The organism is Rahnella sp. 1L-D-7-B-C2 (genome assembly GCF_057290995.1).
Map to the genome: position 1 here is coordinate 317,786 of NZ_JBXAVQ010000001.1, position 25,678 is coordinate 343,463.

Below are 25,678 nucleotides of genomic sequence, written 5' to 3' on the forward strand. Positions count from 1 at the left end.
GTTAAGGGTCTAACAGCGTCGTGCTGTTGGGTCTATAATTGGAGAGGATGTTATTTCTCTCAAATCATCATTCAGCAAAAATATTTATGACAGCAATGATATGACATTGATGAATATCAATTCTAATTCTGAGGGTACTGTAAATAGCGAAAAGGGTGAATAAGACCGGGAATTGTTGATTAAATCATCGACATAGTAGGTCGGACAGACTGAGATGACAGTGACTCTGTAGTGAGACAAATGATGTTAATAAAGTACACGACTCAACTTGAATTATTATATCTTTTATTATTTCCATTTTGAGTAAGACTCAAAAGTATTTTTAGCTTCACTCAAAATGGGCATCATTTTTTATAACAGATCACAACTTATCTAAAATTACTCATAATAATCTGATTGAGCATGGTGAATTTTAAAAAACCAGATACGATAAATCCTATCGAAAAGTGGATTTCTGATATTTTCAATCACCGGCCTGGAGAGAGTTTAAAGATGAGTGTTTATCTTATTAATGGTCAGTACGTATTCAATGAAGGAACCAAAGAACTCAAGACTCTAAATAACGGTATGAATATTAAACTGACAACAATGAGATCCCGCTGCCTGAGCTTTATCATTGAACATGCTAAAGATGAAGTTATCGAGAAATCGGCGATATCTTATGCGTTATGGGGAGCGAGAAGTACTTTTACCAGCGATGCCAGTTTGACCCAAACGCTGTATTTAATTCGTCGTGATCTTAAAACATTAGGATTGGATGAATTGTTTATCACCGTGCCTAAATCTGGAATTCGGGTAAATACGTCGGTAAGCATTGATGTTATTCAGGAAAAGATCCCCAAACGCAAATTATCTTATAAACCACTGTTAATAAGCCTGATCGCTTCCCTGCTTTTAATTGGCGTGGGTGCATATCTGGCTCTGACAATCTGACACTACCGAGGGCCTGACCATGTCGACTAATCCCGTGATAGATGCAGTACTGGAAAACGAAGGTGCTTATGTCAATCACCCCGACGACCCGGGCGGTGCTACCCATTGGGGGATCACTGAAAAAACGGCGAGGGAGAATGGCTATACCGGAGATATGAAAGATTTTACCCGCGATCAGGCTTACGCCATACTTGAGAAAAATTACTGGTATCAGCCAGGATTTGACAAAGTCAATGCACTCTCTCCGGCACTGGCACTTGAGCTATGTGATACAGGAACCAATATGGGACCGTCCGTTGGAATTAAGTGGTTACAGCGCTGGCTCAATGCCTACAATCAACAAGCTCGCTATTATCCTGACGTTAGCGTAGACGGAAAAATAGGGCCACTCACCCTCGATGCGTTATCTGCTTTTCTCAAAGTACGCGGCCAGGAAGGTGATGCCGTGCTTGTCACCTCACTCAATTGCAGTCAGGGACAACGCTATCTGGATTTAGCAGAGAATAAAGCCAGTAATGAATCTTTTATCTATGGCTGGATGAAAGGCCGGGTTCGTCTGAGCAACACATAAACATAAGCATTCCTTATATTAATAATCGCAGTCACAGACTTTCACTTGTGATGTAAAAAGGGTTTCACCTGCTAATTAATTATTCAACACAGTTATCAAATTAAAGCAATGCCATGATATTTTGAGATTTTTTTACTTTATTTATAGCGTCACAATGTGAATGATGCTGACTCCCTGTCTGTGTTACGGAGAAAAGTAATGAATTACGAAAACATAAATGAATTTGATTATAACTTGATCAAGATAATGAATGAAGTGATAGTTTCCGGCAGCCTTTCCCGCGCTGCCGATAAACTGGAACTTTCAGTCTCTGCGGTGAGCATCTCGATTAATAAGCTGCAACGCTACATAGGCGTTGAACTTTTTATCCGTACGGCTCAGGGGATGAAACCCACACAAACCGCGCTGGATATTCATGAATCTTTTTCACATGCCATGTGCATTATTGATGATGTGGTGCACAAGGCCAAAAATCACGAAAAAACAGTGTCCTCTGTCAGAGTCATGTGTTCCGATTTGATCGAAAGTTTTTATTTTCAACGTCTGCATCAACAAGATGATTTACAGGAAACTCTGTTCGCTTTCACCAATGCAACCCTCTTTAACCATGATGAATGCGTGAGAAACCTTTTGCAGTCTGGTAATGATATTGTTCTGAGTAATTTCCCGCTGCATCACAGCAGTATTACTTCCGTCGAAATTGACTCCGTCGATGATTTCGTGGTGGTGTGCAGCGACACCAGCTTACTGGCTTCACAAAAAAACTTTACACTTTCACATTATTATACGTTACCTCATGCTGTCTATTGCCACAGTGAAAGTCAGGCAAAGAAACTGATTTCAGTCAGTAACCAGCATGTGCAAAATAATAAAAACAATATGAGAAAAGTGGTTTATAACTCGTCCTCACTCAATGGCATCATTGCCGCTATTGAACGCAGTGATATGATCGCCATATTCCCTACCAAAGTCGCAGAATATTTTATTGATAAACGTCACAGCAAATTAGTTATCTTCCCCTTACCTAATGACATTCATCATGAAACATTAAAAACATATGCAAACTTTGTCACACGCACCACCAAAATTCGCGGCGTCAATCATATTATTTCTTCACTCAAGGCCGTAGAAACCTGTCAATAAAAATGAATTATTTAATTAACCACACAGCCAGCATCACACAGAGTTTATGATGAAATATGTTGTTATTTTAATCGTTATATAATCAAGTCAGCACTACTCTTTATATGTCAGTTTCCGACTGACATATAATTATATCCACGCTGAAGAGCCGTATTTCTGTTTTTAATGCAATGTATTAAGGGTATTAACTATGCACAGATTAAAGCCCCAGCTCTGCCTCAATCTCATTACCCTGTCTTGCCTTCTGGCAGGTTCATCAATAGCTATTGCGGACGATACTGCCGCCACCTCTGAACCCTATGTCATAAAAGAAAGTGATCTGGTCAAAAAAGAAGCCTCACTGACGCAAAATCCGCTGATGCAGGAAGTGAAGGCGTCCATCCGCACGCTCGATAACGACTCCGTTGAAAAAATTGCGCCGGGACGCGCAGCTAACCCCGATAACGTGAAACGGGTTGAAAAAATCCTCAGCAAAGATCAATGGGAATATATCTTCCCGCTGCGCGCGCCAGAATACAGCTACGAAAACTTCCTCAAGGCGATAGGCAAATTCCCGGCAGTGTGCGGCACTTACACCGACGGGCGGGATTCCGATGCCATTTGCCGCAAAGGGCTGGCGACCATGTTTGCGCACTTCGCGCAGGAAACCGGTGGGCATGAAAACTGGCGTCCTGAAGCCGAATGGCGACAGGGGCTGGTATGGCTGCGGGAAATGGGCTGGGTTGAAGGCCAGAAAGGTGGCTATAACGGCGAATGTAATCCGGATGTCTGGCAGGGGCAGACATGGCCTTGCGGCAAAGATGCGCAAGGTGATTTTGTCAGCTACTTTGGCCGTGGCGCGAAGCAACTTTCCTATAACTATAATTATGGCCCATTCTCGGATGCGATGTTTGGCACCGTCAGAACCTTGCTCGATAAACCGGAGCTGGTGGCGGACACCTGGCTAAACCTCGCCAGCGCCGTGTTCTTCTTCGTTACCCCGCAGGCACCTAAGCCAAGCATGTTGCACGTCATCGACGGAACCTGGGTACCGAACGACCACGATAAAGCCAACGGCCTGGTGCCGGGCTTCGGCGTCACCATTCAGATCATCAACGGCGGTGTGGAATGCGGCGGCCCGACTGAAATTGCTCAGGGCGAAAACCGTATCTCCTACTACAAAAGTGAAGCTGATTACCTGAAGGTGCCGATCGCCGCCGATGAAGTGCTGGGCTGTAAGAACATGAAACAGTTCGACGAAGGCGGTTCCGGTGCTCTGCCGCAGTATTGGGAACAGGACTGGGGATGGGACCCGACCACGCCGACAGGCTCAACGTATTCCTGTCAGTTAGTCGGTTACCAGACGCCGTTCTCCGCGTTCAAAGAGGGCGACTACCAGCGCTGCGTGCAGCATTTCTTCAACGTGACGATTGTCGATGACTCCGGTAAAGCAGAGCCAGTTACACCAGTGCCGGATCCGACACCAACACCAACACCGGATCCAACCCCGACGGACACCAACGTGGCACCCGTTGCGGTACTGACCGGTCCAATTGGTGATGTGGAAAGTCAGGCAAACGTAACCCTTAATGCCTCGGCATCAAGCGATGCCAACGGTGACAAACTTTCGTTCACCTGGCTCTTGCCCAACGGCACCACGCTTGAGGGCACCGACCGCGACAGCATCAGTTTTGTTGCCCCAACTGTGACGGTGAAAAAACAGTACACCTTCAACCTGACGGTCTCTGACGGCAAGAAAAGTAACGTGGCTGCTTATACGCTCACGGTGACGCCGCAGGTTCAGCCGTTGCCGGATAGCGGAACGGGAACAAGTTGTGCAAATAACTGGGACGCAGAGAAAATCTATTACGGTGGTGAAAGCGTTGTGTGGAAAGGCAAGGAGTATCTGGCTAACTATTGGACACAAAACAATGAGCCCGGTAACCCGGAGTTCACTGGTGAGTGGTCGCAATGGAAGGAAATAAAAGCCTGTAAGTAGTCTTTGTTATTACGGTCACTCCTGACCGGGGAAAATCAAATGGGCGATCGGTGATCGCCCATTTTTTCGTGATTCAGCTTGCCGCCAGCATCGGTTCCAGCACCGGTATCGTTTGTTCCTGAACCAATCCCAGCAGAATTTTCTTCACCGCCGTCGCCTCCTGTGACAGCGCCAGCGTTTCAGAAACACATAAAGACAACGGCACCTGAATGGCAGGGCTGCTGATGCAGGACATCCAGGCTTTCGCCGGGCCTGTCATCGCCCGCGCGGCAGATTCCGGCAAAATCGTCGCCCCCAGACCGCTGGCGACGGCCGCGGTCAGCGTCGCCGAGGATTCGATTTCACCAATCACGTTGGCGCTCAGACGACGTATCGCCATCGCATCGTCCACCAGACGACGCATCACATTATAAGAACGCGGCATGAACAGATTCAGTTTTGCCACATCGCTCAAATCAACGTATTTTCCCGGATTCGGTACGGCATGCGTGCCGACCAGATACAGATCTTCTTTCATCAGCGGCTGGCTGCACAGCCCGATTTCAGGGCGTGCGCCGTAAAGCACCGCCATGTCCATGCGGCCATCGAGCACCATTTCGCCGAGCGCCGTGCCGAAATTTTCATTGAGATACAACAAAATGCCCGGATGCTGCTCGCGGACGGCCTGCAACAGCGGCAACGCCAGCTGCGAGGCCGCCGTTCCCGGCGCCAGCCCGACCGACACCTGCCCGCTCAGCGACTGCCCTGCGCTGCTCACCGCGCAATGCGCCTGCTCGCACTGGCGTAATATCGCCTGCGCATGTGAATAAAGAATATTACCGGCCTCGGTAGGCGTCACGCCGCGCTTGGTGCGAATCAGCAATTGTTGCTGCAATTCACCTTCCAGCGTCGCCAGTTGCTGGCTCAGCGCCGGTTGGGCGATATGCAGAACCTCAGCGGCCTGCGTCAGGCTGCCGATATCGAAGATTTTCACGAAGTACTTTAAACGTCTGAGATTCATCTCTGCCTCCATCTTGCGCGGTAAGGGGTGCCCTGAACTATAAAAAGTCGAACGGTGTATTTATTAGCAGGTCTGATAAAAGCAAGATTTGCGCCAATCTCGGGTTTGGATGAGAAAAACCCTACCTGACCGCGACAACGCCGCAGAACATAAGAGAAAACTATCGCAGGACGTTCGCAGAAAAGCCTGGCACAGAGAAAAAGAAAGGTAAAAGCAGGGGGATTTTCGCGTGTGCTGCACCAACATAATGCATTCTTATGGGTCAGCCTTATCAATTAGCAGGGTTAATAACCACCGGTGAAATGTGGCCTCCTGCCCCTGTGCAACGCTAAAAAATGGCCTTTTTGACTCTATTCTCAACAACTTGAGCAAAGTATCAGCAAACGCACACATTTATGCAGTTTCCCCTTTGACATGCACAGGGGCAGTCGTTATTATTCGCCCCGTTCCAACGATTCCTCTGTAGTTCAGTCGGTAGAACGGCGGACTGTTAATCCGTATGTCACTGGTTCGAGTCCAGTCAGAGGAGCCATATTAGAAAAGCCCGCTTAGGAAACTAAGAGGGCTTTTTGCTTTTGTAATTTTATGGAAGACAGTTAAGGGCATGATTCGTCAGCCGCCGTAAAATTCGTTATCATCCGCCCCCCACTTTCCTTCCGGCCAGTCTGATGTCAGCCATTATCGATACTTTTATTGCCCCGCCGTGCCATGACCAGATAGATATCCTCTATCAGGACGATCATCTGGTGCTGATCAACAAACCTTCCGGGCTGCTCAGCCTTTCAGGAAAGAATCCGCAAAACCTCGATTCAGTGCATCACCGGCTGGTAAAGCTGTTCCCCGGCTGTACGCTGGTCCACCGTCTTGATTTCGGGACGTCCGGGCTGATGGTGGTTGCCCGCAATAAGGCAATAAACGCCGCACTCTGCCAGCAGTTCAGCAACCGCACGGTGACCAAAGTGTACAGCGCCCTGCTGTGCGGACATCTGGATGAAGACGAAGGGATAATAGACGCGGCGATTGCCAAAGATCCGGCGCTGTTTCCGCTGATGTCGATTTGCGCAATGACGGGCAAACCCGCCCGCTCCCGTTATCGGGTCGCTGAGCGGATTTATCACGAGCGGGAAGATGGAAAGTTACTGCCATTGACGCGGGTAGATCTCATCCCGGAAACCGGTCGTACGCACCAGCTGCGCATCCATTGCCAGCAGCTCGGCCACCCTATTTTAGGCTGTGACCTCTACGGTGGCCTCCTGCTGCCAGGCACTGAACGGACACCGCGGCTGATGCTGCACGCCAGTGAGCTGCATTTTGTGCATCCGGTCAGCCAAGAGCCGGTCGCTGCCCGTAATGACAGCCCGTTCTGAAAACGTCGATTACCACATCAAATCATCGGGCACTTTAAAGTCAGCATACGGATCTTCTTCATCCTGCTCTTCCTGACTCAGCGCACTGTTTAGTACAATGCTGCTGGCGTCGCGCTGGGCAATTTTATCGGCGACGCTGGCGGGAATAATCGCATACTGGCTTTCGCCGCTGCTCTCGACCAGCAGACGGGCGATAGCGAGACGGCCGCTGATCAGCTGAGCCTGAGTGGTCTTATCCACAAAGATTTTTTTGATTAAATTATTGTCTGTGAAGTTAAAGCCGATATCGCCTTTTGAATCGATTTTGTTCATTTCAATCAGCTGCTTTACCTGAGCTTTATGTTCTTTCGACAAGGCCGCTTGCTTTTGTTGCTCGCTCAGTTGTTTATCACGCTCAATCTGCGCCTTTTTATTCTCTTCCACCGCTTCTCTGGCCTCACGGGCCTGAACGCGTGATTTTTTTGCCGTTCTCTGGACTTTGTCCATTTTTTTGCTGGACACTAATCCCGCTTTTAGCAGCTGCTCTTGTAAGGTAAGTTTTGTCATGTTCGTTTCTAAATCCGTTGAATAATGTGCGGGATTATACCTGTAATTTTTGATGCTATGCCAGATTGCAGGGGCTGAACACTGTACCGCGTGATTTTTACCCCTCCCGTACCAATTAAACATTGGCGTCACCGGCCAGACCCGCCATATTTAGAGTGACCTGATGATGAACGAAGAAAAAAGGAAAAGCGTATGGATAACAAGTCACTTACCGCTGTAGAGGTGATTGATAAACTCGAAGAGATGTACAATAACTCGGTCGCGGCACTGCGGGATGCGATTAAAGATTTCATCGTTCAGGGCACGCTGCCGGACGTGGCGACGCGCGCAGCGGGATTATTCGTTTACCCGGAACTGCGGGTGAGTTGGGACGGCGTAACGCCCGCTAAAAATCCTACCCGCGCCTATGGCCGCTTTTCTCACCCCGGACGTTATGCCACCACCATCACCCACCCGGAACTGTTCCACCGTTATCTGATCGAGCAGCTGTCACTGCTTGAGGAAGAATATAATGCGGTGATTGAGGTTGTACCCTCGCAGCAGGAGATCCCCTATTCCTACGTCATCGACGGTTCTGATTTAATGCTCGACCGCTCAATGAGCGCCGGGCTGGCGAAACATTTTCCGACCACAGAGCTATCGCAAATTGGCGATGAAACCGCAGACGGTCTGTATTATCCCGGCGATACCTTCCCGCTTTCGCATTTTAACGCGCTGCGCGCTGATTTCTCCCTCGCGCGTTTGCGCCATTACACTGGCACGCTTATTGAGCATTTCCAGCCGTACGTGCTGTTCACCAACTACACCCGTTACGTCGATGAATTTGTCAGCTGGGCGTGCGCGCAGATTGCCGATCCGGACAGTCCGTACGAAGCGCTGGCCTGTGCGGGCAGCGTGTTTATTACCGCCGATACACTCTATCCGGAACAGGCCGTTTCGGATCTGGCGTGGAAAAAGCATCAGATGCCCGCCTACCATCTGATTGCCCGCGACGGTGCGGGTATAACGCTGGTGAACATCGGCGTCGGCCCGGCGAATGCCAAAACCATTTGCGATCATCTGGCTGTATTACGCCCGCACGTCTGGCTGATGATTGGTCACTGCGGCGGATTACGCGAAACACAGTCGATCGGCGATTACGTTCTGGCGCATGCTTATCTGCGTGATGATCATGTTCTTGATGCCGTCCTGCCACCGGATATCCCGATCCCGAGTATTGCTGAAGTGCAGCGCGCACTGTACGACGCCACGAAAAAGATGAGCGGCATGCCGGGTGAGGAAGTGAAACAACGCCTGCGCACAGGAACGGTGGTGACCACTGATGACCGCAACTGGGAGCTGCGCTACGCCGCCTCGGCGCTGCGTTTTAATCTCAGCCGCGCGGTGGCTGTGGATATGGAAAGTGCGACGATTGCCGCGCAGGGTTACCGCTTCCGCGTGCCTTACGGCACCCTGCTTTGCGTGTCTGATAAACCGTTGCACGGCGAAATCAAACTGCCGGGTCAGGCCAACAAATTCTATGAAGGGGCGATCTCAGAGCATCTGCAAATCGGTATCTGCGCCATCGATCTGCTGCGCGCCGAGGGTGATCATCTGCATTCACGCAAATTACGTACCTTTAACGAACCGCCTTTCCGATAATTGTTTTTTAACACTTTAATTACCCCGCTTCTTAAAAAAGACTTTGCATAATGCAGAGTCTTTTACCATCATAAATTAAAACGCTGTTCTACTTTCTGGCATCTGGAATTCTCTTGCAAAACGTCATCGTCTCTTTGCGCAAAGCCATCGAGCGCACGCCCTGGTATCTGAAACGGCGTTCTTACCGCACCCTGTTCTGGCGTGAAATCACGCCCCTCGCCGTGCCTATTTTCTTCGAAAATGCCTGCGTTCTGCTGATGGGTGTCCTGAGTACGTTTCTGGTCAGCTGGCTGGGCAAAGAAGCGATGGCGGGCGTCGGGCTGGCAGACAGTTTCAACATGGTGATCATTTCGTTCTTCGCCGCCGTCGATCTCGGGACGACGGTGGTGGTCGCCTTCAGCCTCGGCAAACTTGATCACGAACGCGCCCGCGCGGCGGCGCGTCAGTCGCTGGCGATCATGACCGTCTTTGCGGTGCTGCTGGCGGTGGCGCTACAGTTTTCCGGCCATGTGATTATCGACATGATCGCCGGTCAGGCAGAACCGCAAGTGAAAGAGATGGCGCTGTCCTACCTGCAAATCAGCAGCTGGAGTTATCCGGCAGCGGCGATTGCGCTGATCGGCTCCGGTGCACTGCGCGGCGCGGGCAATACCAAAATTCCGATGCTGCTGAACGGCGGCATGAACATCCTCAATCTGGTGATCAGCAGCGTGCTGATTTACGGCTGTTTCGGCTGGAACGGACTGGGCTTTATCGGGGCGGGCCTCGGGCTGACCATTGCGCGCTACATCGGCGCGATTGCGGTGATTTATGTGCTGATGGTGGGTTTTAATCCGGCACTGAAAATCTCGCTGAAAAGTTACTTCCAGCGGCTCAATACCAATATCCTGCGCGAAGTGCTGGGTATCGGCATTCCCGCCAGTATCGAATCCGTATTGTTTAACGGCGGGAAATTACTGACGCAGGTTTTCGTCGCCGGGATGGGCACTAACGTGATTGCAGGTAACTTTATTGCTTTCTCGATTGCCGCGATGATAAACCTGCCGGGGAACGCGCTGGGCTCGGCGTCGACCATTATCGTCGGTACGCGGCTGGGCAAGGGGCAAATCGCCCAGTCCGAGCGCCAGCTGCGTCACATCTTCTGGCTTTCCACCTTCGGGCTATGCGTACTGGCGTTCCTATCGGTGCCCTTCGCAGGCCTGCTGGCTCGCTTTTACACCAACGAAGAAGACGTGATTGACGTAGTCAAAATCCTGATCTGGCTGAATGCCGCGTTTATGCCGTTCTGGGCCGCATCCTGGGTGTTGCCCGCCGGTCTTAAAGGCGCGCGTGACGCCCGCTTCACCATGTACGTATCGATGGTGGGCATGTGGGGCTGTCGCATTGTGGTCGGCTATTTCCTCGGCATCGTGCTCGGCTTTGGCGTCGTGGGCATCTGGCTGGGCATGTTCCTCGACTGGATCGTGCGCGGAGTCTTCTTCTACTGGCGCATGGCCAGCGGTCGCTGGCTGTGGAAGTATCCTAAATCGAAGAGAACGCAATAGCCTCTGTGTCCTCCGCCGGCATCGTTGGTGGGGGGCACTCTTTTCGTTTAACCACAGTGGCCAAATCAGCAATCACCTGATAATAAAAAAATATTTCCCCTTCCCACTTCAGGCACCCTACATCCACAAATAATAAAGATCCTAGATCAATAAAATATCAAAAAAAATACAAACCATTGAAATCAAATACTTTTAAATTACTTAATTATTAATTAAGTTAATAGGGGTTTGCTTTACATATACTCATCATTATAGTTTTCGCCATATCATGAATGTTAATTACCCATAGTTAACTCAATCTAATTTAATAATTAATTAAGGTGCACATGAGAAATGAAACCAGAAATCTTCTTATCCTGCTCGGAGGAAGACATAACGATTTCCAGCAGGATGAGTTTATAACTAAAAATCAGTGGGATAGTATTAATCCGCTAACAAGAAAAGGAGCCTGGACGTATAATAATTATGATGAAAAAGGAGAAGTAACGTCTTATGGCCTGGAAGGTGGCGTTTGCGCGGGATTAGCATCTTGTTACCTTATCGCCGGAAGCCAATGGACTTCATTTACTCACTATATCGCAAGTGAAGCCGGTAAAAGTGTGATTCGTGGAAATCATAATTTTCAAGAACAACTAATATCTAACTGTAAAAATGGATGGTATCACGGGGGCATAATAATACTGGATATTCATAAAATAATACTTAAAAATAACGACGTTACTCATATTAAAAGCGGGAAGGTTCCTTTAAATAATTGCTATAACTCTTTACGTAGGGATGTAGTGTCCAATCTAAATACCAAAATTGGATATTTATTCATCATTAATTCCCCTACGGGAGGGCATGTTTTAGGGTTGAGAGTTGGTCAGGGTACCATTCACTTTTTCGATCCAAATCTGGGTGAATTTATATTACCCTATCGCAAAGCCAATGGCGCTGCTATGGCCCGATTTATCGAATCATTTATTCGTAATGAATATCCATCATACAATGAACTTTATGTCCATTGCTTTAATGTTCGTTAATTAATGTAATTTATTGCAATTATAATAAGGGACGATATTCCCACGTCGATTATCATTGAAATATCAGGGAAAATAATTCAGCTAACGGCGTTTGCGATGTCCGCGTCATAAGGGCTAGCCCCATACCTGACCACAAACGCCTGTTAACTTTTTAGTCAGCAATAACCTGCTTTTGCAAATCCACCGCAGACGTAGATTTCTGGCAGCAGAGGTAAATAATCCCCAGCAGCGGGATCCAGCCAAGCAGAATGCCCAGCACCACGTTCATCACGGCGTAAGTTTCCTGCGCAGCATATTGTAGCAGGATGATATTAAGTAACCGCGATATAACACCCACCAGATAGACGCCGCCAAACCACCAACCGGAGCGGCCAATATCGTGCATACGGCGGATACCGACGGCGAGAAGAGGCAGCGCCAGTAAGAGGGCGAAAAGACTGTACGCCATTCCGGCATAGAGCACGCCGATGTAAGGATCCCCCGCCATGGAGAAGAACGAAATGGTGCCCATCACCAGCAAAATCATTAACAAGATATTACCCAGCGTGAAGACCCAAAATTCCTTTCTGGTCGCCCTGCCCGCAAATTTCACATAGCCTTTCCAGCCTTGTAAATAACACTGCCATAAGGTCATTCCTTCATTTCCTTTTGTCTTTTTAAAAGTCTGAGGGATTTAAACCGTTTCTTACTGGCCGCGCAACTGCGAAGCGAGTTTATCCAGCTGATCGGCGATCTGGTTCAGGTCTTTGTCCTGTTCACCCGGCGCACGGGTGGAATTACGCACAACCAGCTTTGCCGGTAACACTTTGGAGACCGTAACGTCATTATTTGTCGCCAGCAGCCGTTCTACCGCCTCTTTGCTCTGCAAATCCAGGTCCAGCGACACCGTGGTCAGCGCCGGGTGAAAGAACGCGCTATCGTAGGTGTCATCGTAGCCGACGATCGACACCTGCTGCGGGATAGCGACATTGTGCTGATGCAAGGCGCTTATCACGCCGAGCGCCATCTGGTCATTTCCCACCAGCACCGCAGTAAACTGCGGCGTCTCACGCAGCATCTGCAATGCATTGTAGTAACCGCTTTTCGCGCTCCAGTCACCGTGGATAACGGTCACCGGCTGTAACCCCTTTTCCGTCAGCGTCTCCTGCCAGCTTTTCAGGCGCAGGCGCGATGACACCGAATCCTCCGGCCCCGCCAGCAGCGCGAACTCCCGGTGGCCTAGCTCCAGCAGATATTCAACGCTGGCGCGTGAACCGTCGGCGGGGTTGAAGCAAACGTTAAATACCGGACTGGTCGGATCGACGTCCACAAACAGGCAAAGAATATCGCGGTTATTCTCATAAATTTGCTCCGCTTCATCGCTCTCCAGCGGGATGTTGATGATCACACGATCGACCCGTTGGGATTTCAGCTCGTTAATGGAGTCCTGAATGCTCTGATTCACGTCCTCATCAATCATCGAAATCAGCACCTGATAACCGGCCTGATACGCATATTTTTTGACGGAGGCGGCTATCTGCGAAGGTGCGTGGAGCGCCAGCGAGGTGGTGACCAGCCCCAGCGTGAAACTTTGTTTACCGACCAGCTGCTGTGCCAGACGGTTAGGTACATAACGCAGGACTTCAATTGCCTGCTCGACTTTGAGACGGGTGGCGTCAGAAACGTTGGCTGACTTGTTTAAAACCCGCGAAACGGTCTGATAAGACACACCGGCATAGCGGGCAACATCTTCTAACGTCGAACTTTTCGATTTCATTCTCTTTCCCTGCTGGAACCCGTGAACGTAGCTTACCCCCACATCAATCGACTCAAACTACGGGATCTCATCTAAAAGTTCAATCTGGCGTACCAAACACTGCATAAGTTATACGTTAACATTGCATAATCTTGTGATTTAAATCACTACCCGTTTATTTATACACCACAAGTTCTGGATCTAAATCACAATTCAGGATGTGTAAAATTGATCATTATTGTTTCTGGGTATCTTATAGATTCCGTAAATGTGAACGTCATACAATCATAAGGAAAAAGAATGAAACACAACTTACGCACTCTGGCTGTGGCGGTTTCCCTCGCCATCACGGCAGGCCCGGCAGTGGCAAACGATATTGATTTTCATGGCTATCTGCGCTCAGGGCTGGGTGTTTCCGGCAGCGGCAGCTTAGAACAGTTCCAGAAAAATAAAGTCGGTCGTCTTGGCAACGAAAACGACACCTACGGCGAAGTCGAACTGGGCAGTGAAGTTTATAAAAAAGATGATGTGAGTTTTTATGTTGATTCCATGGTCAGCATGGTCTCCGACGGCTCAAATGATGATGAAAGCACCGTCAACGATGACGCGCAGTTCGGCCTGCGTCAGTTGAACCTGCAAATCAAAGGGCTGGTGCCGTGGGATAAAGATGCGGTGATCTGGGGCGGGAAACGCTATTACCAGCGCCATGATTTACACATCATCGACACCAAATACTGGAATATTTCCGGAGCCGGAGCCGGGGTGGAAAACCTGAAGCTGGGCGAAGGCGCGCTGTCTGTGGCGTGGATCCGTGGCGATGCCAATGACGTGGATTACCGCGTCGACGGCGATAACGACGTCAACATCAACTACATCGACGTGCGTTATGCCGGGATCAAACCGTGGAACGGCGCGTGGATGGAAATCGGTGCTGACTACGCCATGCCGAACCTGACGCACGATCAAAAAGAGTACGGCGGTCTGTACGACGCGGATAACGGCGTGATGCTGACCGGCGAAATCAGTCAGGACATGTGGGGCGGCTACAACAAACTGGTTTTACAGTACGCGGACAAAGGTCTGGCGCAGAACATGATCTCCCAGGGCGGCGGCTGGTATGACATGTGGAACTACACCAATGACGCCACCGGTTATCGCGGCATCATCACCGGTCTGATTCCGATCACCAGCAAATTCAGCCTTAACCACGTGCTGACCTACGGTCATGCGGATAACATCACGGCATACACTGACACCACCGAGCTGGTCTCACTGGTTGGCCGCGCGCAATATCAGTGGACGGATTACGTGCGTACCATCGGTGAAGTCGGTACTTTCTACCAGAAAGACGATTACAAGAACGGCTCCAACTACAAACAGGGCGGCCAGAAATACACCCTGGCGATGGGTCTGGCAGCAGGTCCTGAGTTTATGTCCCGTCCTGAACTGCGCGTATTTGCGTCATATCTGAATGACTCAGAGCATGGCGATACGTTTGAAGATCACACCAAATCCGACACCTGGAACTTTGGGGTTCAGGTTGAAGCCTGGTGGTAAGTTGTTTGTTCATGAAGTAAACGTTATGCCTGAAATACCGTATTAAAATAAATCTGTGTCTGATGATATTAAGAAATAACCTCATTGTTATAAATGCTCAGGGTTTAACGCATTTTCTCTTGTAGGGGATCGTGACGTTTTTTGTACCCGCACAGCAGCATCGTTATTATTAAATAAATGTATTGTGATAAATTAAAAGGCAGCCAGATATTATGGCTGCCTTTTTCATTATTTCACTCAGGGTTAATTGCGCTTAATCCGATAAATAAAATTAATTGCTCTGTAAGCCAAACTTATCTGTCATCAGTTTCTTCAGGCTGTCGGACTGCTTACCGAATATCGCATGCACTTCCTGGCCGATAATCACCACGCCAATTGCGCCGGTCTGCTGGATAGCGCCGGAGTTAACGCGCTTTAACTCTCTGACCTTCACACGCAGACGGGTAATACAGGCATCGACATTTATAATGTTATCGCGTCCGCCGAGCGCCTCTATTAATAACGCTACGTCGGTGGACGGCGGTACTTCATCTTTCAGGTTTTTATTCTTCGCCGAGAACACATGCATAAAGTCTTTAATATTGACCATGATTAATCCTCTCTTGCAGAAATGAAAAAACGTGCAGCAGGGAATATTCCCCACGGCACGTCAGGAGTGAAACTTATTGTGTAATTTTACGCGTCAGGATCTGGCAGCCAAATGCCGGTAACGTCAGTTTGCGCGGCAGATTTCCACCGTGAACGATATCCTGATAATCCTGCGGCAACACAACGGTCTGGCTATCAGCATTGTAGTTTTGCAGGAAGATAAACTCGCTTTCGCCATCGGTACGGCGTGCGGCGCTAACCCCTTCCGGCAGCGGCGTATTGATGGCGCGCGGCAGGTTCATCTCTTTGGCAAGCGCGGTGAAGAAGTCCGCGTGGAACTGCTGATCGTTGCGCGACGCCACGTAATACGCCTGCCCCTGGCCGTACAGATTCACCGTCACCGCCGGATTACCGGCATAGAAATCGTCGCCATAGGTGGCCAGCGCCGCCGCCCCTTCCAGATGGATCACTTCACACAGCTGCGAGGCGCGATAGGGGCCGCTGAGCCCCAGCACGTTACCTTCGACACCGGCGACGCTGTTGTGCTGGTCATCGGTCAGGCTGTCGATCTCTTCCGCCCAGATACCCAGCACCGGACGCAGCGGTCCGGGGAATCCATTAAGGAAGCACAAATCCGTTTCGTTAACGATGCCGCTCCAGTAGGTTGCGACAAAGCGACCGCCCGCCTGAACGAAGGCGCTGATGCGCTCACCGACGCCTTCGCGCACCATGTAAAGCATCGGGGCGATCACCAGATCGTAGCCCTGTAAATCGCCGTCAGCGTTGATCACGTCTACCGCAATGCCCTGCGCCCACAGTGCGCGATAATGGTCGGCGACGGTATTTTCGTAATGCAATCCGGCGTTACGCGGCCCCATGGCATCGTCCATTGCCCAGCGACTTTCCCAGTCGAAGATAATGGCGACTCTGGCTTCCGCACGGCTGCCCGCCACCGGCGCTAATGCCGTTAAAATCGAGCCGAGTTCTGCGACTTCGCGCCCGACGCGGGTATCTATGTGCCCGACGTGATCGACCACCGCACCGTGAAATTTCTCGGAAGAACCACGGCTTTTACGCCACTGAAAATACTGGACGGAATCCGCACCGTGCGCAACCGCCTGCAGGGAAGACAGAATATGCATTCCCGGCTTTTTCAGTTTGCTGGTCGGCTGCCAGTTGGTGAAACTCGGCGTCGATTCCATCAGTACAAAAGGCTTGCCCTGTTTGAGGGTGCGCATCAGGTCATGATACATCGCGGTATACGCCGCGAGACCGATGTCATCCTGACGGGTATGCCACATCGGGTAGCTGTCCCAGGAGATGAAATCCAGCACCCCGGCAAGTTTCCAGTAATCGTAATCGTAGAAATATTCCATGAAATTAGTGGTCGCCGGTAACGCCGGGTTTTCAGCTTTCAGCGGACGGATTTCATCGCTGCAAAAACGCGTGACCTGATCGGTGTTAAAGCGTCGCCAGTCGAGATTCAGACCGTGAACGCCGCTCTCGCCCTGTGGCGACGGTGATTCGAGCTGCGACCAGTCGGTGTATGTGTGGCTCCAGAAGGTACTCCACCAGGCTTTGTTCAGCGCATCGAGCGTAACGTAGCGTGCTTTCAGCCAGTCGCGGAATTGCCCCTGACAGGTGTCGCAGTGGCATTCACCGCCATATTCATTGGAGATGTGCCAGCCAATCACTGCCGGATGGTGCGCATAACGTTTCGCCAGCTGGCCGTTCATCAGCTGCACTTTCTCGCGGTAAACCGGTGAGCTCATGCAATGATTATGACGCCCGCCGTGCAGCGCCGGAACGCGGTCGCGCCCGACGCGCAGAACCTGCGGGTATTTCTGCGACATCCACGCCGGACGCGCGCCGCTTGGTGTGGCGAGAAACACCGAAATACCGTTTTCATGCAGGCGGTTTAGCACCTGATCCATCCAGTCAAAGGCGTAGCAGCCTTCTTCAGGCTCCAGCGCTGACCAGCTGAAAATCCCCACTGACATCACGTTGCAGCGTGCTTCTTTCATCATTTCGACATCGCGCACCAGCACATCGGGGTGATCCAGCCATTGCTCAGGGTTGTAATCCGCGCCGTGTAACAGACCGGAAATCTTACTGCTCAGAAGAGGGAATTTCGTCATGCTTAATCCTTTAAATCCGTAAGAAATAGACAGTGCTCCCCGGCCAAGGTGACCGGGGAAAAGGGAATCAGTTGAAGACTTTGATGGAAGGTAAAACCTGACCGTCACAGCTGAACAGCGCCTGATTTTCGCGGGCGTTGCCCTCTTTCCAGTGGTCGTTGATGTAGGTCATTCCGGCCGGTGTCGCCCAGCCCGCACCGTTAACCGGGATCCAGGTCGGCTCCCAGTAGAACAGCCCTTTGCCACGGTTATCCGGGACGGCGACCAGACTTTTTATCATGTCGCTGAGGAAGTCGGCCTGCCCCTGCACGGTGCCCGGGTAGCCGCCGTCTTTGGCTTCCTTCTCGTTGAAACTGTTCTCGGCGGCATCACAGTTTTGGGTGCTGTAGCCGTACGCCACTTCCACGACGATCACGTCTTTGTTGTAGCGTTTACTGATGTCGTCCATGTTAGTTTGCAGCGCCGAAATCGGACCGTTCCAGTAGGTATAAAACGACAGGCCAATCACGTCGTAAGGTACGTTGCGCTGATTGATTTCATCGAACCACCAGCGGAAGGTGTCATTCTTAGTGCCTTCGGCCAAATGCAGCATGATTTTGATTTTCGACGGATCTTTCTCATCCGCCCGCACGCCGGAAATCGCCGCATTCAGCAACCCGGCCAGACGGTCAAACTCACCGCCGCCCTCGCCCCAGCTTTTGCCTTCCGGCCACAAAATTCCGCCGTTCATTTCGTTGCCGACCTGCACCATATCCGGCACCACGCCCTGCTGGCGGAACTGCGCGATCACGTCACGGCTGTAATCGTGAATGGCGGTTTTCAGCTGCGGATAATCCATCTTCGCCCAGCTTTTCGGCTTGAACTGTTTGCCCGGATCGGTCCAGAAATCGCTGTAATGGAAATCCAGCAGGATTTTGAAGCCCTGCGCTTTGGCGCGTTTCGCCAGTTCCAGCGTGGTCGCCAGATCGTTATTGCCGCCGCCGTACGGTTTACCCGCCGCATCTTTCGGATCGACCCACAGCCGCAGGCGCACGTAGTTAAACCCGTTTTGTTTGAGGATAACCATCGCGTCCTGTTGCTTGTGGTTCTGATCAAAAAACTTACCGCCGTGTTTTTCGACGTCAATCAGCGTGGAAATGTCCGCGCCTTTGATGAAATCTGCCGGAACGTTGGCGACCTTTTTGATGTTGACGCTTTCTGCCGCACAGGAAAATGACATCGCCAGCAACAGGCAGGCAATCGTGCTTTTATTGAAAATCTTTTTATTCAGCAAAGTCATGATGATCATCCTTTAGTACTGCCGGCGGTCAGGCCGGAGACGAAGTATTTTTGTAAGGCGAGATAAAAAATAGCGACCGGCACTGCGATCAGCACCGCACCGGCGGCATACATGGTGTAGTTCGCCCCCATTTTCTGCGCGACCAGGTTGTACAGGCCGATCGGCAGCGTGTATTTATCCGGCGTGCGCAAAATGGTGCTGGAGAGAATGAAATCCCCTAACGGCCCGGTGAAGGAGAACAGCGCAATGACTGCCAGAATTGGCTTCGACAGCGGCATGATGATTTCGATGAAGATGCGGAAATTGCCCGCACCGTCCATCCGCGCTGATTCATCCAGATCTTTTGGAATGGCGTCCAGATAGCCTTTCATCAGATAGGTATTCATCGGGATCATGCCGCCGACGTAAATCAGCACCAGCGCCAGATGGCTGTTGATAAGCCCCAGAAGCTGCGCCAGCACGAAGATGGCAATCAGCGCCGAAAACTGCGGGATCATCTGCAATAGCAGGAACAGCATCAGCCCGTCTTTGCGCCCCTTAAAGCGAAAGCGCGAGAAGGAATAGGCGGTGAAACTGACGCAAATCAGCGTCAGGATCATGGTCAGGAAACTGATTTTCATCGAGTTCCAGTACCAGCCGACGTAATTCACGTCACCGTTAAACAGGTCTTTGTAATGCTGGAAAGAGACGTTCTCCGGGATAATCGACGTACTGAGCAGGCTGTTACCGGCATTCAGCGAGGCACCGACGGTCCAGATCAGCGGATAAATAATAATGACCGCCACGATCAGTAACAGGAAATAACTCAGCGACAGGCGGATAAACTTACTTCTTTTAATACTGCTGTTTTTACTCATCACCCTGCTCCCGCTTACGCCATATCATCTTGTTTAAATGAATTGGTTGAACGGAATTGCCACAGCGCAATACCGACAACAAATATTGACAGCAAAATCGTAATGGTTGCGGCAATGGCATATTGCGATGACGACATGGTCAGTTTATATATCCATGACACCAGAATATCCGTTCCTCCCGCATTCGATCCGGCCACAGCCGGGCCACCGTTATTAAACAGATAGATAATATTGAAGTTATTAAAGTTGAAGGTGTATTGCGTAATAATGATCGGCGCAATGGAATACAACACCAGCGGCAGCGTAATGGTTTTTAACTTCTTCCAGGTACTCGCGCCGTCCATCGTCGCCGCTTCATATAAATCATTCGGGATCGCCTGCAATACGCCGGTGGTCATTGCGAAGACAAACGGGAAGCCCAGCCAGGTCTGCATCATGATCAGCGCAGTTTTGGTCCAGAACGGATCCGTCATCCACGCTTTCGGCTCAATCCCTAACGCGGCCAGAATGCCGTTGTTGATAACGCCAAAGGTATCGTTAAACATCCCGGCGAACACCAGAATGGTCACAAAGCCAGGCACCGCCCAGGGCAAAATCAGGATAGTGCGGATCAACGCCTTGAAGCGTAAATCTTTCTGATTTACCAGAATCGCCAGCATCACGCCGACGGTACATTGCAGCGTGGTCGCCAGCACGGTCCAGACTACCGTCCACTGTAAAACGTCCAGCAGCGTTGAGCGCCAGATGTTCAGCGTGAAGATATTAATAAAGTTTTTGAACCCAACCCAGTCGACCAATTTCGCCGGCGGCGTGTGGTACAAATTATAATTAGTAAACGCGATGGAGAAGCCGAAAATAATCGGAAATACCACCACAAACACCAGCAAAATAAAGCCTGGCGTTATCATCAGATAAGGAAAGCCTTCGCGAAGCAGTAAATGATACTGCTTTCTGACGCCGGGTAATTCCATACCCAGATCACGTCGTTTTCCGTTCACCCACGCATCGCGCAGGCTCCAGTAATAAAAGCCAACGCCAAAGGCGGCGATCAGGACGCTGATAATCCCTTTAGCCAGCAGGAAGATGGAATTATCGCGCGGAACTTCTTCGCCCAGCGAATATAAGCCCCACAAGCCCTGTTGCAGAAAATCATAAAATACACCGGCGAAGCAAAACAGAATGATAAAAAAGATGACTCCCTTGGCCCATTGTCGGTTATAGAACTGACCAAAACCGGGGATCAGCGCCGCAGCCAGTGCCACCGGCGCATGGTGGCTGGCGGAGTGTGGCACGTGATTTTCCTCGTCAAGACGCATAGACACAAAGATATTCCTTTCACTGGTGAGGGAGTGAAATCACTCCCTCCATTCAGACGTACTGGCTGGTTAGCGAATAATTTAGCGAATTACTCGTTGCTGGCTTTTGCCGCTTCAATTTGCATCTGGATGTTTTTCACGGCGTCATTGAGCGCGGCCTGCACCGGCTGCTTGCCGGTCACGCCGAGCTGGATGCCGTTGTTAGCCGGTCCCCAGACTTCCTGCATTTCCGGTACGCCCGGCATAGCGGTCGCATGGGTGGACTGTAACGCCACCGCGTTGGCTTTTTCATCGTTCTTAATCATCGGATCATTGACCAGCGCAGTCAGTGCCGGGATTTCCTTGGTCACTTCGTAACGCACCTTGGCGTACTTAGGCTGGTTGATGAAAGTGATGAATTTCTCTGCCAGCGGTTTCTGTTTGCTGTAGGTCGATACCGCATACCCTTTCACACCGAGGAAAGAGCTCATCGGTTTACCATTGGGCAACAGCGGTAACGGTTTCACGCCGTAGTTGATGCCCGCCGCTTCATACGGCTGGAACGCCCACGGGCCGGTGATCACTGCCGCCGCTTTCTTTTCAGTAAACAGGGAATCGATGGCGTTCAGGCCGTTATCGCCGGTGATGCCCGCAGGGAATAATCCGTCGGCATAGAATTTTTTCAGATAGGTCACAGCTTCGACGCTGCCGGGTTTATTCAGGCCGATGTCTTCAACGTTCAGCTCGCCTTTGGCGTCTTTCCCAAATATGTAGCCGCCCATTGATGAAATCGCGCCGTAGGCGTAATACACCTCATCGAATTTGGCCAGCAGGCCATATTTGCCTTTCGCCCTTTCCTCTTTGGAGAAGGCGTAATACTCATCGAGGGTATCCGGCGCTTTTGGCAGCAGGTCCTTGTTGTAAATCAGCACCAGCGTTTCGACCGCTTTCGGCACGCCATAGGTTTGCCCTTTCAGCTGGAACGCGTTGATCGCCGACGGCGTAAAGCTGTCAGTGAACGCTTTGTCGAGCGTCAGCGGCGCCAGTAATCCCTGAACCACGGCAGTGCCAAGCTGGTCATTGGGGATCACCACCACGTCAGGACCAATCCCCGCCGGGCCATCAAGACGTAATTTTTCGGTTTGCTGCGCGTAAGGCGTTTCCTGCACGACGACTTTGACGTTGTTCTCTTTTTCAAAGTCTTTGACGGCGTCGGCAATACCTGAAGATTTCTTAATATCTTCCCAGACAAGTAACTGACCCTCGGCTGCCCGGACGGCCTGGCTGCTAAGGCTTAATGACATCAGTACCAAGGCAGTAAGGTGTGTAATTTTCATTGTTGCTCCTGGATGTGAAGGTATAACATTTTTGTATGGAACCTGACGACACCCAATCAACAACCCATGCTAAAAAACCCTTTAAAACCTGCACGCACGGTGATTAATGTCGCTCTTGAATTCGTGTTATACGTTAAACTTTGAATAACAAAATCACTACCAAAAGATGTGTATTGTGTGATCTGCTCTCCAAAATTCGAACCGCCCTGTGCAAACGTTTACACAAGGTGGTTATAGTCCGAAATATCAGCGGTATGAATCTTTAAGAGGTCAAACATGTCCAGCATCAGACTCAAAAATGTGGTGAAGCGTTTCGATAAGACAGTGACGCTGCATAACATCAATATTGATATTGAAGATGGCGAATTCACGGTGTTCGTCGGGCCGTCCGGCTGCGGAAAATCCACATTGCTGCGCATGATTGCCGGGCTGGAAGAGATTACTGAAGGTGATGTGTATATCGGTGAGCAGCGGGTGAATGACGTCGATCCGTCACGACGCGGTGTGGCGATGGTGTTTCAGTCGTATGCGCTTTATCCACACATGACGATTGCCGAGAACATGGGGTACGGGCTGAAAGTGAACGGCGTACCAAAAGAGGAAATCCGCCATCAGGTGGAGATGGTCGCCAAAACCTTACAGCTTTCCCATCTGCTGGACAGAAAGCCGAAACAGCTTTCCGGCGGTCAGCGCCAGCGCACCGCCATCGGACGGGCGATTGTACGCAATCCTCAGGTGTTTATGTTCGATGAACCTCTTTCCAACCTCGATGCCGAACTGCGCGTGGACATGCGTCTGCACATTTCTAAACTGCATCAGGAACTGAAAACCACCATGGTGTATGTCACCCACGATCAGACCGAGGCGATGACGCTGGCGGATAAAATTGTGGTGATGAATTACGGAAAAGTGGAACAGATGGGCGCGCCGATGGATCTCTACTACAACCCGGTGAATAAATTCGTCGCCGGTTTCATAGGTTCGCCGAAGATGAATTTCCTGCCCGCCGAGGTGATCAGCTGGCAGCCGGAGCGGCTGGAAGTCCGCCTGACGCCGGAGAAAACCCTGACGCTGGCCCTGCGCACCAGCGAACTGGCTACCGGTGATGCCATTACGCTCGGTATCCGCCCGGAGCACTTATTATCGAAAGAGACGGAAAATCAGCTGGAGTTTAACTGCGAAGTGGTCGAGCGACTGGGCAACAGTACGTACCTGTTCGGCCAGTGCTACGGCACCGACGGTTTCAAAATGCTGCTGCCAGGTGACATGGCGTTCAATCCGTACCAGAGCCTGACCACGTGGTTTGACGCCGATCGCTGCATGGTGTTCAACGACGCCGGTCTGCGTATCAGCGCGGCAAGTTTGTCTCATCTTCACTAACCGCCACATCCTCTCCTGCAAAATTCGGGCGTAAAAAAACCGGGCATAAACCCGGTTTTTTGCTTTTAGCAGTAACGAAATTACTTGGTTTCGTTCGCTTTGATTTCGCCCATCGCTTTCAGCTTTTTAGACATTTCACGACGTTCTTTCGACAGGTCTGCATTACGGATGATGTAGTCATCAACGCGATCTTCATAGTCGCCGCGCATGCTGGCAATGATCGCCTGAATTTCGTCGATGCTCATGCCTGGCTTGATGTAATCGCTCAGGTTGTCGAGCAGCAGAACGCGCTTCTGGTTATCGCGGATTTTCTTTTCGTTGTCAGCAATTTCACGTTGTAATTTGTTTTTACGACGGAAAATACGCACGAACTCCAGAACGTTCTGGAAGCTAGGCTTATTGATATTGTCCATTTTAACACCTTCGATTAAGTTACACAGATTCAGTGACTGACTTGTCGCAACCGCTTTGCCTACAAAGAATAACAACTTAGCAAAAAGCGTAGCAAAATTCGTGCTGCGCGCTCAGATAATCGTCCAATAACGTCATCTTACCCGTTTTAGGCCGCAGACAAAAATCCCTTCACGCTTTCGGCGTTTTAACGCTGCTTATTTGAGCTTCTTCTTTCTGCATCACCATGGTGATCAGGTCACCCATGGATTTGAGTTGCTCCGCCACCTGCGCACTCAGCCAGACGTAGCCATACACCTGCGCTTCCAGATGGTTGGCGGCATTCATTTCGGTCATCAGCGCTTTCAGCTCTTCCGCCGATTCATTCAGCTCATTGGAAATTTTCAGTTCATCGCCGCGCGTACCGTTGAGCAGCATCAGGCTCAGTTTTTCCAGCGTATCAAGCATCAGCAGCTGTGCGCTGCGTAAGGTGCGGGCATTGAGCATCAGAAAATGGCTTTCGCGGGAACTCCAGTAGGCATCGGCCAGCAGCTCAAGCGTGCACAGCAGATTACGGCTCAGTGTCTGGATAGCGTCAAACGCCTCGCGCGGCACACGGGTTTCTTTACTCGATGGCGCAAACAGGGAACGCATCTTGACCATCTGGCTCATGGCATTTTTCAGCTTACGATCCAGATGCGGGCGTTCCAGCAGGTTCGGCGACAGCCACGCGCTGTAGATTTTATTCAGCGACATCAGATAATCTGCCATCTGCATACGCCAGTGAATGAAGGCGCGCTGCGGATAAATACTGGCAAACAACAGCGCCAGCAGGGATCCGAAAATGACATCACCGGAACGCCACAGCGCCATTTCCATATCCCCCGGCCCCGCCCCGCATACTACCGCCAGCGTAATACCGATCAGCAGCGCCATGTAAGGCCGCTTACCGAGGGTCAGATACCCGCTGACAAACATTACCAACGCGCACCAGACCAGCATCACCGGCAGGGAATAGAGCTCGAGCCACAGGGCAATCAGCCCCGACGCGGCTCCGAGCACCGTGCCGGTCACGCGTTCCATCACCCGTTGAACCACGTTTCCCCAGAATGAAATCGGCCCCATCACCACCACCAGCGTGATCAGCGGCCAGGTGCTTTCAGGAATATGGGTCAGGCGTACGATAAGGAACGTCAGGATAAACGCCAGCGCGATACGCAGCGCATGGGTGACCCGATAATTGCGGTAGATGACGTTATCCAGCGGAGAAATTTTCTTGTCGAGACGCACGTTTAGCCAGCCGTAGGCGAAAGTTAAATGATGTCGCTAGTTTAGCTGAGTTAATTAAGTGGATCACCCCGGTTTGGTCAGGGT

The 25,678-nt window shown here is 50.7% G+C and carries 22 protein-coding genes and 1 tRNA gene; 11 read left to right on the forward strand and 12 right to left on the reverse strand.

Annotated features, from left to right (window positions below; all coding sequences use genetic code 11):
- Window positions 1-402 precede the first annotated feature (402 nt).
- The 4 genes from AC0Z7K_RS01435 (at window position 403) to AC0Z7K_RS01450 (ending at window position 4,625) form a co-directional block, all read left to right on the forward strand.
- Window positions 403-933: a winged helix-turn-helix domain-containing protein gene (locus tag AC0Z7K_RS01435; protein ID WP_485612445.1), complete on the forward strand. Its 531-nt coding sequence runs from the start codon at window positions 403-405 to the stop codon at window positions 931-933.
- A 19-nt stretch (window positions 934-952) separates the two neighbouring features.
- Window positions 953-1,504, forward strand: coding sequence for a glycoside hydrolase family 108 protein (locus tag AC0Z7K_RS01440; RefSeq protein WP_485612447.1), 552 nt, complete (start codon window positions 953-955; stop codon window positions 1,502-1,504).
- A gap of 198 nt (window positions 1,505-1,702) precedes the next feature.
- Entirely contained in the window at window positions 1,703-2,647 is a 945-nt protein-coding gene (locus AC0Z7K_RS01445; protein WP_485612448.1) for a LysR family transcriptional regulator, read from the forward strand.
- A 190-nt stretch (window positions 2,648-2,837) separates the two neighbouring features.
- Complete coding sequence (locus AC0Z7K_RS01450) at window positions 2,838-4,625, forward strand: glycoside hydrolase family 19 protein (protein WP_485612450.1); 1,788 nt, start codon at window positions 2,838-2,840, stop codon at window positions 4,623-4,625.
- A gap of 73 nt (window positions 4,626-4,698) precedes the next feature.
- Here the strand turns inward: AC0Z7K_RS01450 and nac are convergent, their stop codons facing one another.
- Window positions 4,699-5,625 (reverse strand): nitrogen assimilation transcriptional regulator NAC, encoded by a 927-nt coding sequence (nac, locus tag AC0Z7K_RS01455; protein ID WP_485612452.1) that lies wholly within the window; start codon window positions 5,623-5,625, stop codon window positions 4,699-4,701.
- A gap of 456 nt (window positions 5,626-6,081) precedes the next feature.
- Here nac and AC0Z7K_RS01460 point away from each other — a divergent pair.
- Both AC0Z7K_RS01460 and AC0Z7K_RS01465 read left to right on the forward strand, forming a co-directional pair.
- A tRNA-Asn gene (locus AC0Z7K_RS01460) sits at window positions 6,082-6,157 on the forward strand.
- A 136-nt stretch (window positions 6,158-6,293) separates the two neighbouring features.
- Window positions 6,294-6,992 carry an RluA family pseudouridine synthase gene (locus AC0Z7K_RS01465; RefSeq protein ID WP_485612453.1) on the forward strand — a complete coding sequence of 233 codons (699 nt, stop codon included), beginning with the start codon at window positions 6,294-6,296 and terminating at the stop codon, window positions 6,990-6,992.
- Window positions 6,993-7,001: 9 nt separating this feature from the next.
- Here AC0Z7K_RS01465 and AC0Z7K_RS01470 read toward each other — a convergent pair whose 3' ends face one another.
- Window positions 7,002-7,538 (reverse strand): DUF2058 domain-containing protein, encoded by a 537-nt coding sequence (locus AC0Z7K_RS01470; RefSeq protein WP_413528509.1) that lies wholly within the window; start codon window positions 7,536-7,538, stop codon window positions 7,002-7,004.
- Between the two features lie 192 nt (window positions 7,539-7,730).
- Here AC0Z7K_RS01470 and AC0Z7K_RS01475 point away from each other — a divergent pair, with 192 nt between their 5' ends.
- From AC0Z7K_RS01475 to AC0Z7K_RS01485, 3 genes are all read left to right on the forward strand, one after another.
- The gene (locus tag AC0Z7K_RS01475; RefSeq protein WP_485612455.1) at window positions 7,731-9,179 is read left to right on the forward strand and encodes an AMP nucleosidase; all 1,449 of its coding nucleotides are present in this window, start codon (window positions 7,731-7,733) and stop codon (window positions 9,177-9,179) included.
- A gap of 113 nt (window positions 9,180-9,292) precedes the next feature.
- A complete protein-coding gene (locus tag AC0Z7K_RS01480) occupies window positions 9,293-10,723 on the forward strand; it encodes an EmmdR/YeeO family multidrug/toxin efflux MATE transporter (protein ID WP_485612457.1) in 1,431 nt (476 codons plus the stop codon).
- Window positions 10,724-11,049: 326 nt separating this feature from the next.
- A complete protein-coding gene (locus tag AC0Z7K_RS01485) occupies window positions 11,050-11,748 on the forward strand; it encodes a YopT-type cysteine protease domain-containing protein (protein ID WP_485612458.1) in 699 nt (232 codons plus the stop codon).
- Between the two features lie 151 nt (window positions 11,749-11,899).
- Here the strand turns inward: AC0Z7K_RS01485 and AC0Z7K_RS01490 are convergent, their stop codons facing one another.
- Both AC0Z7K_RS01490 and AC0Z7K_RS01495 read right to left on the reverse strand, forming a co-directional pair.
- Window positions 11,900-12,382 carry a DUF805 domain-containing protein gene (locus AC0Z7K_RS01490; protein WP_485612460.1) on the reverse strand — a complete coding sequence of 161 codons (483 nt, stop codon included), beginning with the start codon at window positions 12,380-12,382 and terminating at the stop codon, window positions 11,900-11,902.
- Between the two features lie 51 nt (window positions 12,383-12,433).
- Window positions 12,434-13,504: a LacI family DNA-binding transcriptional regulator gene (locus AC0Z7K_RS01495; protein ID WP_413528504.1), complete on the reverse strand. Its 1,071-nt coding sequence runs from the start codon at window positions 13,502-13,504 to the stop codon at window positions 12,434-12,436.
- A 279-nt stretch (window positions 13,505-13,783) separates the two neighbouring features.
- Here AC0Z7K_RS01495 and AC0Z7K_RS01500 point away from each other — a divergent pair, with 279 nt between their 5' ends.
- Window positions 13,784-15,040 (forward strand): maltoporin, encoded by a 1,257-nt coding sequence (locus AC0Z7K_RS01500; RefSeq protein WP_485612461.1) that lies wholly within the window; start codon window positions 13,784-13,786, stop codon window positions 15,038-15,040.
- Window positions 15,041-15,311: 271 nt separating this feature from the next.
- Here the strand turns inward: AC0Z7K_RS01500 and AC0Z7K_RS01505 are convergent, their stop codons facing one another.
- From AC0Z7K_RS01505 to AC0Z7K_RS01530, 6 genes are all read right to left on the reverse strand, one after another.
- On the reverse strand, window positions 15,312-15,629 hold the full coding sequence (locus AC0Z7K_RS01505; protein WP_485612462.1) for a PTS sugar transporter subunit IIB: 318 nt from the start codon (window positions 15,627-15,629) through the stop codon (window positions 15,312-15,314).
- Between the two features lie 73 nt (window positions 15,630-15,702).
- Window positions 15,703-17,766, reverse strand: a complete 2,064-nt coding sequence (locus AC0Z7K_RS01510; RefSeq protein WP_485612463.1) for a beta-galactosidase — start codon at window positions 17,764-17,766, stop codon at window positions 15,703-15,705.
- A gap of 67 nt (window positions 17,767-17,833) precedes the next feature.
- Complete coding sequence (locus tag AC0Z7K_RS01515) at window positions 17,834-19,045, reverse strand: glycoside hydrolase family 53 protein (protein ID WP_485612464.1); 1,212 nt, start codon at window positions 19,043-19,045, stop codon at window positions 17,834-17,836.
- A 5-nt stretch (window positions 19,046-19,050) separates the two neighbouring features.
- Complete coding sequence (locus tag AC0Z7K_RS01520) at window positions 19,051-19,902, reverse strand: sugar ABC transporter permease (protein ID WP_413528499.1); 852 nt, start codon at window positions 19,900-19,902, stop codon at window positions 19,051-19,053.
- A gap of 14 nt (window positions 19,903-19,916) precedes the next feature.
- Complete coding sequence (locus AC0Z7K_RS01525; protein WP_485612863.1) at window positions 19,917-21,218, reverse strand: carbohydrate ABC transporter permease; 1,302 nt, start codon at window positions 21,216-21,218, stop codon at window positions 19,917-19,919.
- 89 nt (window positions 21,219-21,307) lie between these two features.
- Window positions 21,308-22,534 (reverse strand): extracellular solute-binding protein, encoded by a 1,227-nt coding sequence (locus AC0Z7K_RS01530; RefSeq protein WP_413528498.1) that lies wholly within the window; start codon window positions 22,532-22,534, stop codon window positions 21,308-21,310.
- 276 nt (window positions 22,535-22,810) lie between these two features.
- Between AC0Z7K_RS01530 and AC0Z7K_RS01535 the strand changes: the two genes are divergently transcribed.
- Window positions 22,811-23,914: an ABC transporter ATP-binding protein gene (locus AC0Z7K_RS01535; protein ID WP_485612465.1), complete on the forward strand. Its 1,104-nt coding sequence runs from the start codon at window positions 22,811-22,813 to the stop codon at window positions 23,912-23,914.
- A gap of 80 nt (window positions 23,915-23,994) precedes the next feature.
- Here the strand turns inward: AC0Z7K_RS01535 and AC0Z7K_RS01540 are convergent, their stop codons facing one another.
- Window positions 23,995-24,327, reverse strand: a complete 333-nt coding sequence (locus tag AC0Z7K_RS01540) for a DUF496 family protein (protein WP_112164482.1) — start codon at window positions 24,325-24,327, stop codon at window positions 23,995-23,997.
- 169 nt (window positions 24,328-24,496) lie between these two features.
- Entirely contained in the window at window positions 24,497-25,594 is a 1,098-nt protein-coding gene (locus AC0Z7K_RS01545) for an FUSC family protein (protein ID WP_485612467.1), read from the reverse strand.
- Window positions 25,595-25,678: the final 84 nt, after the last annotated feature.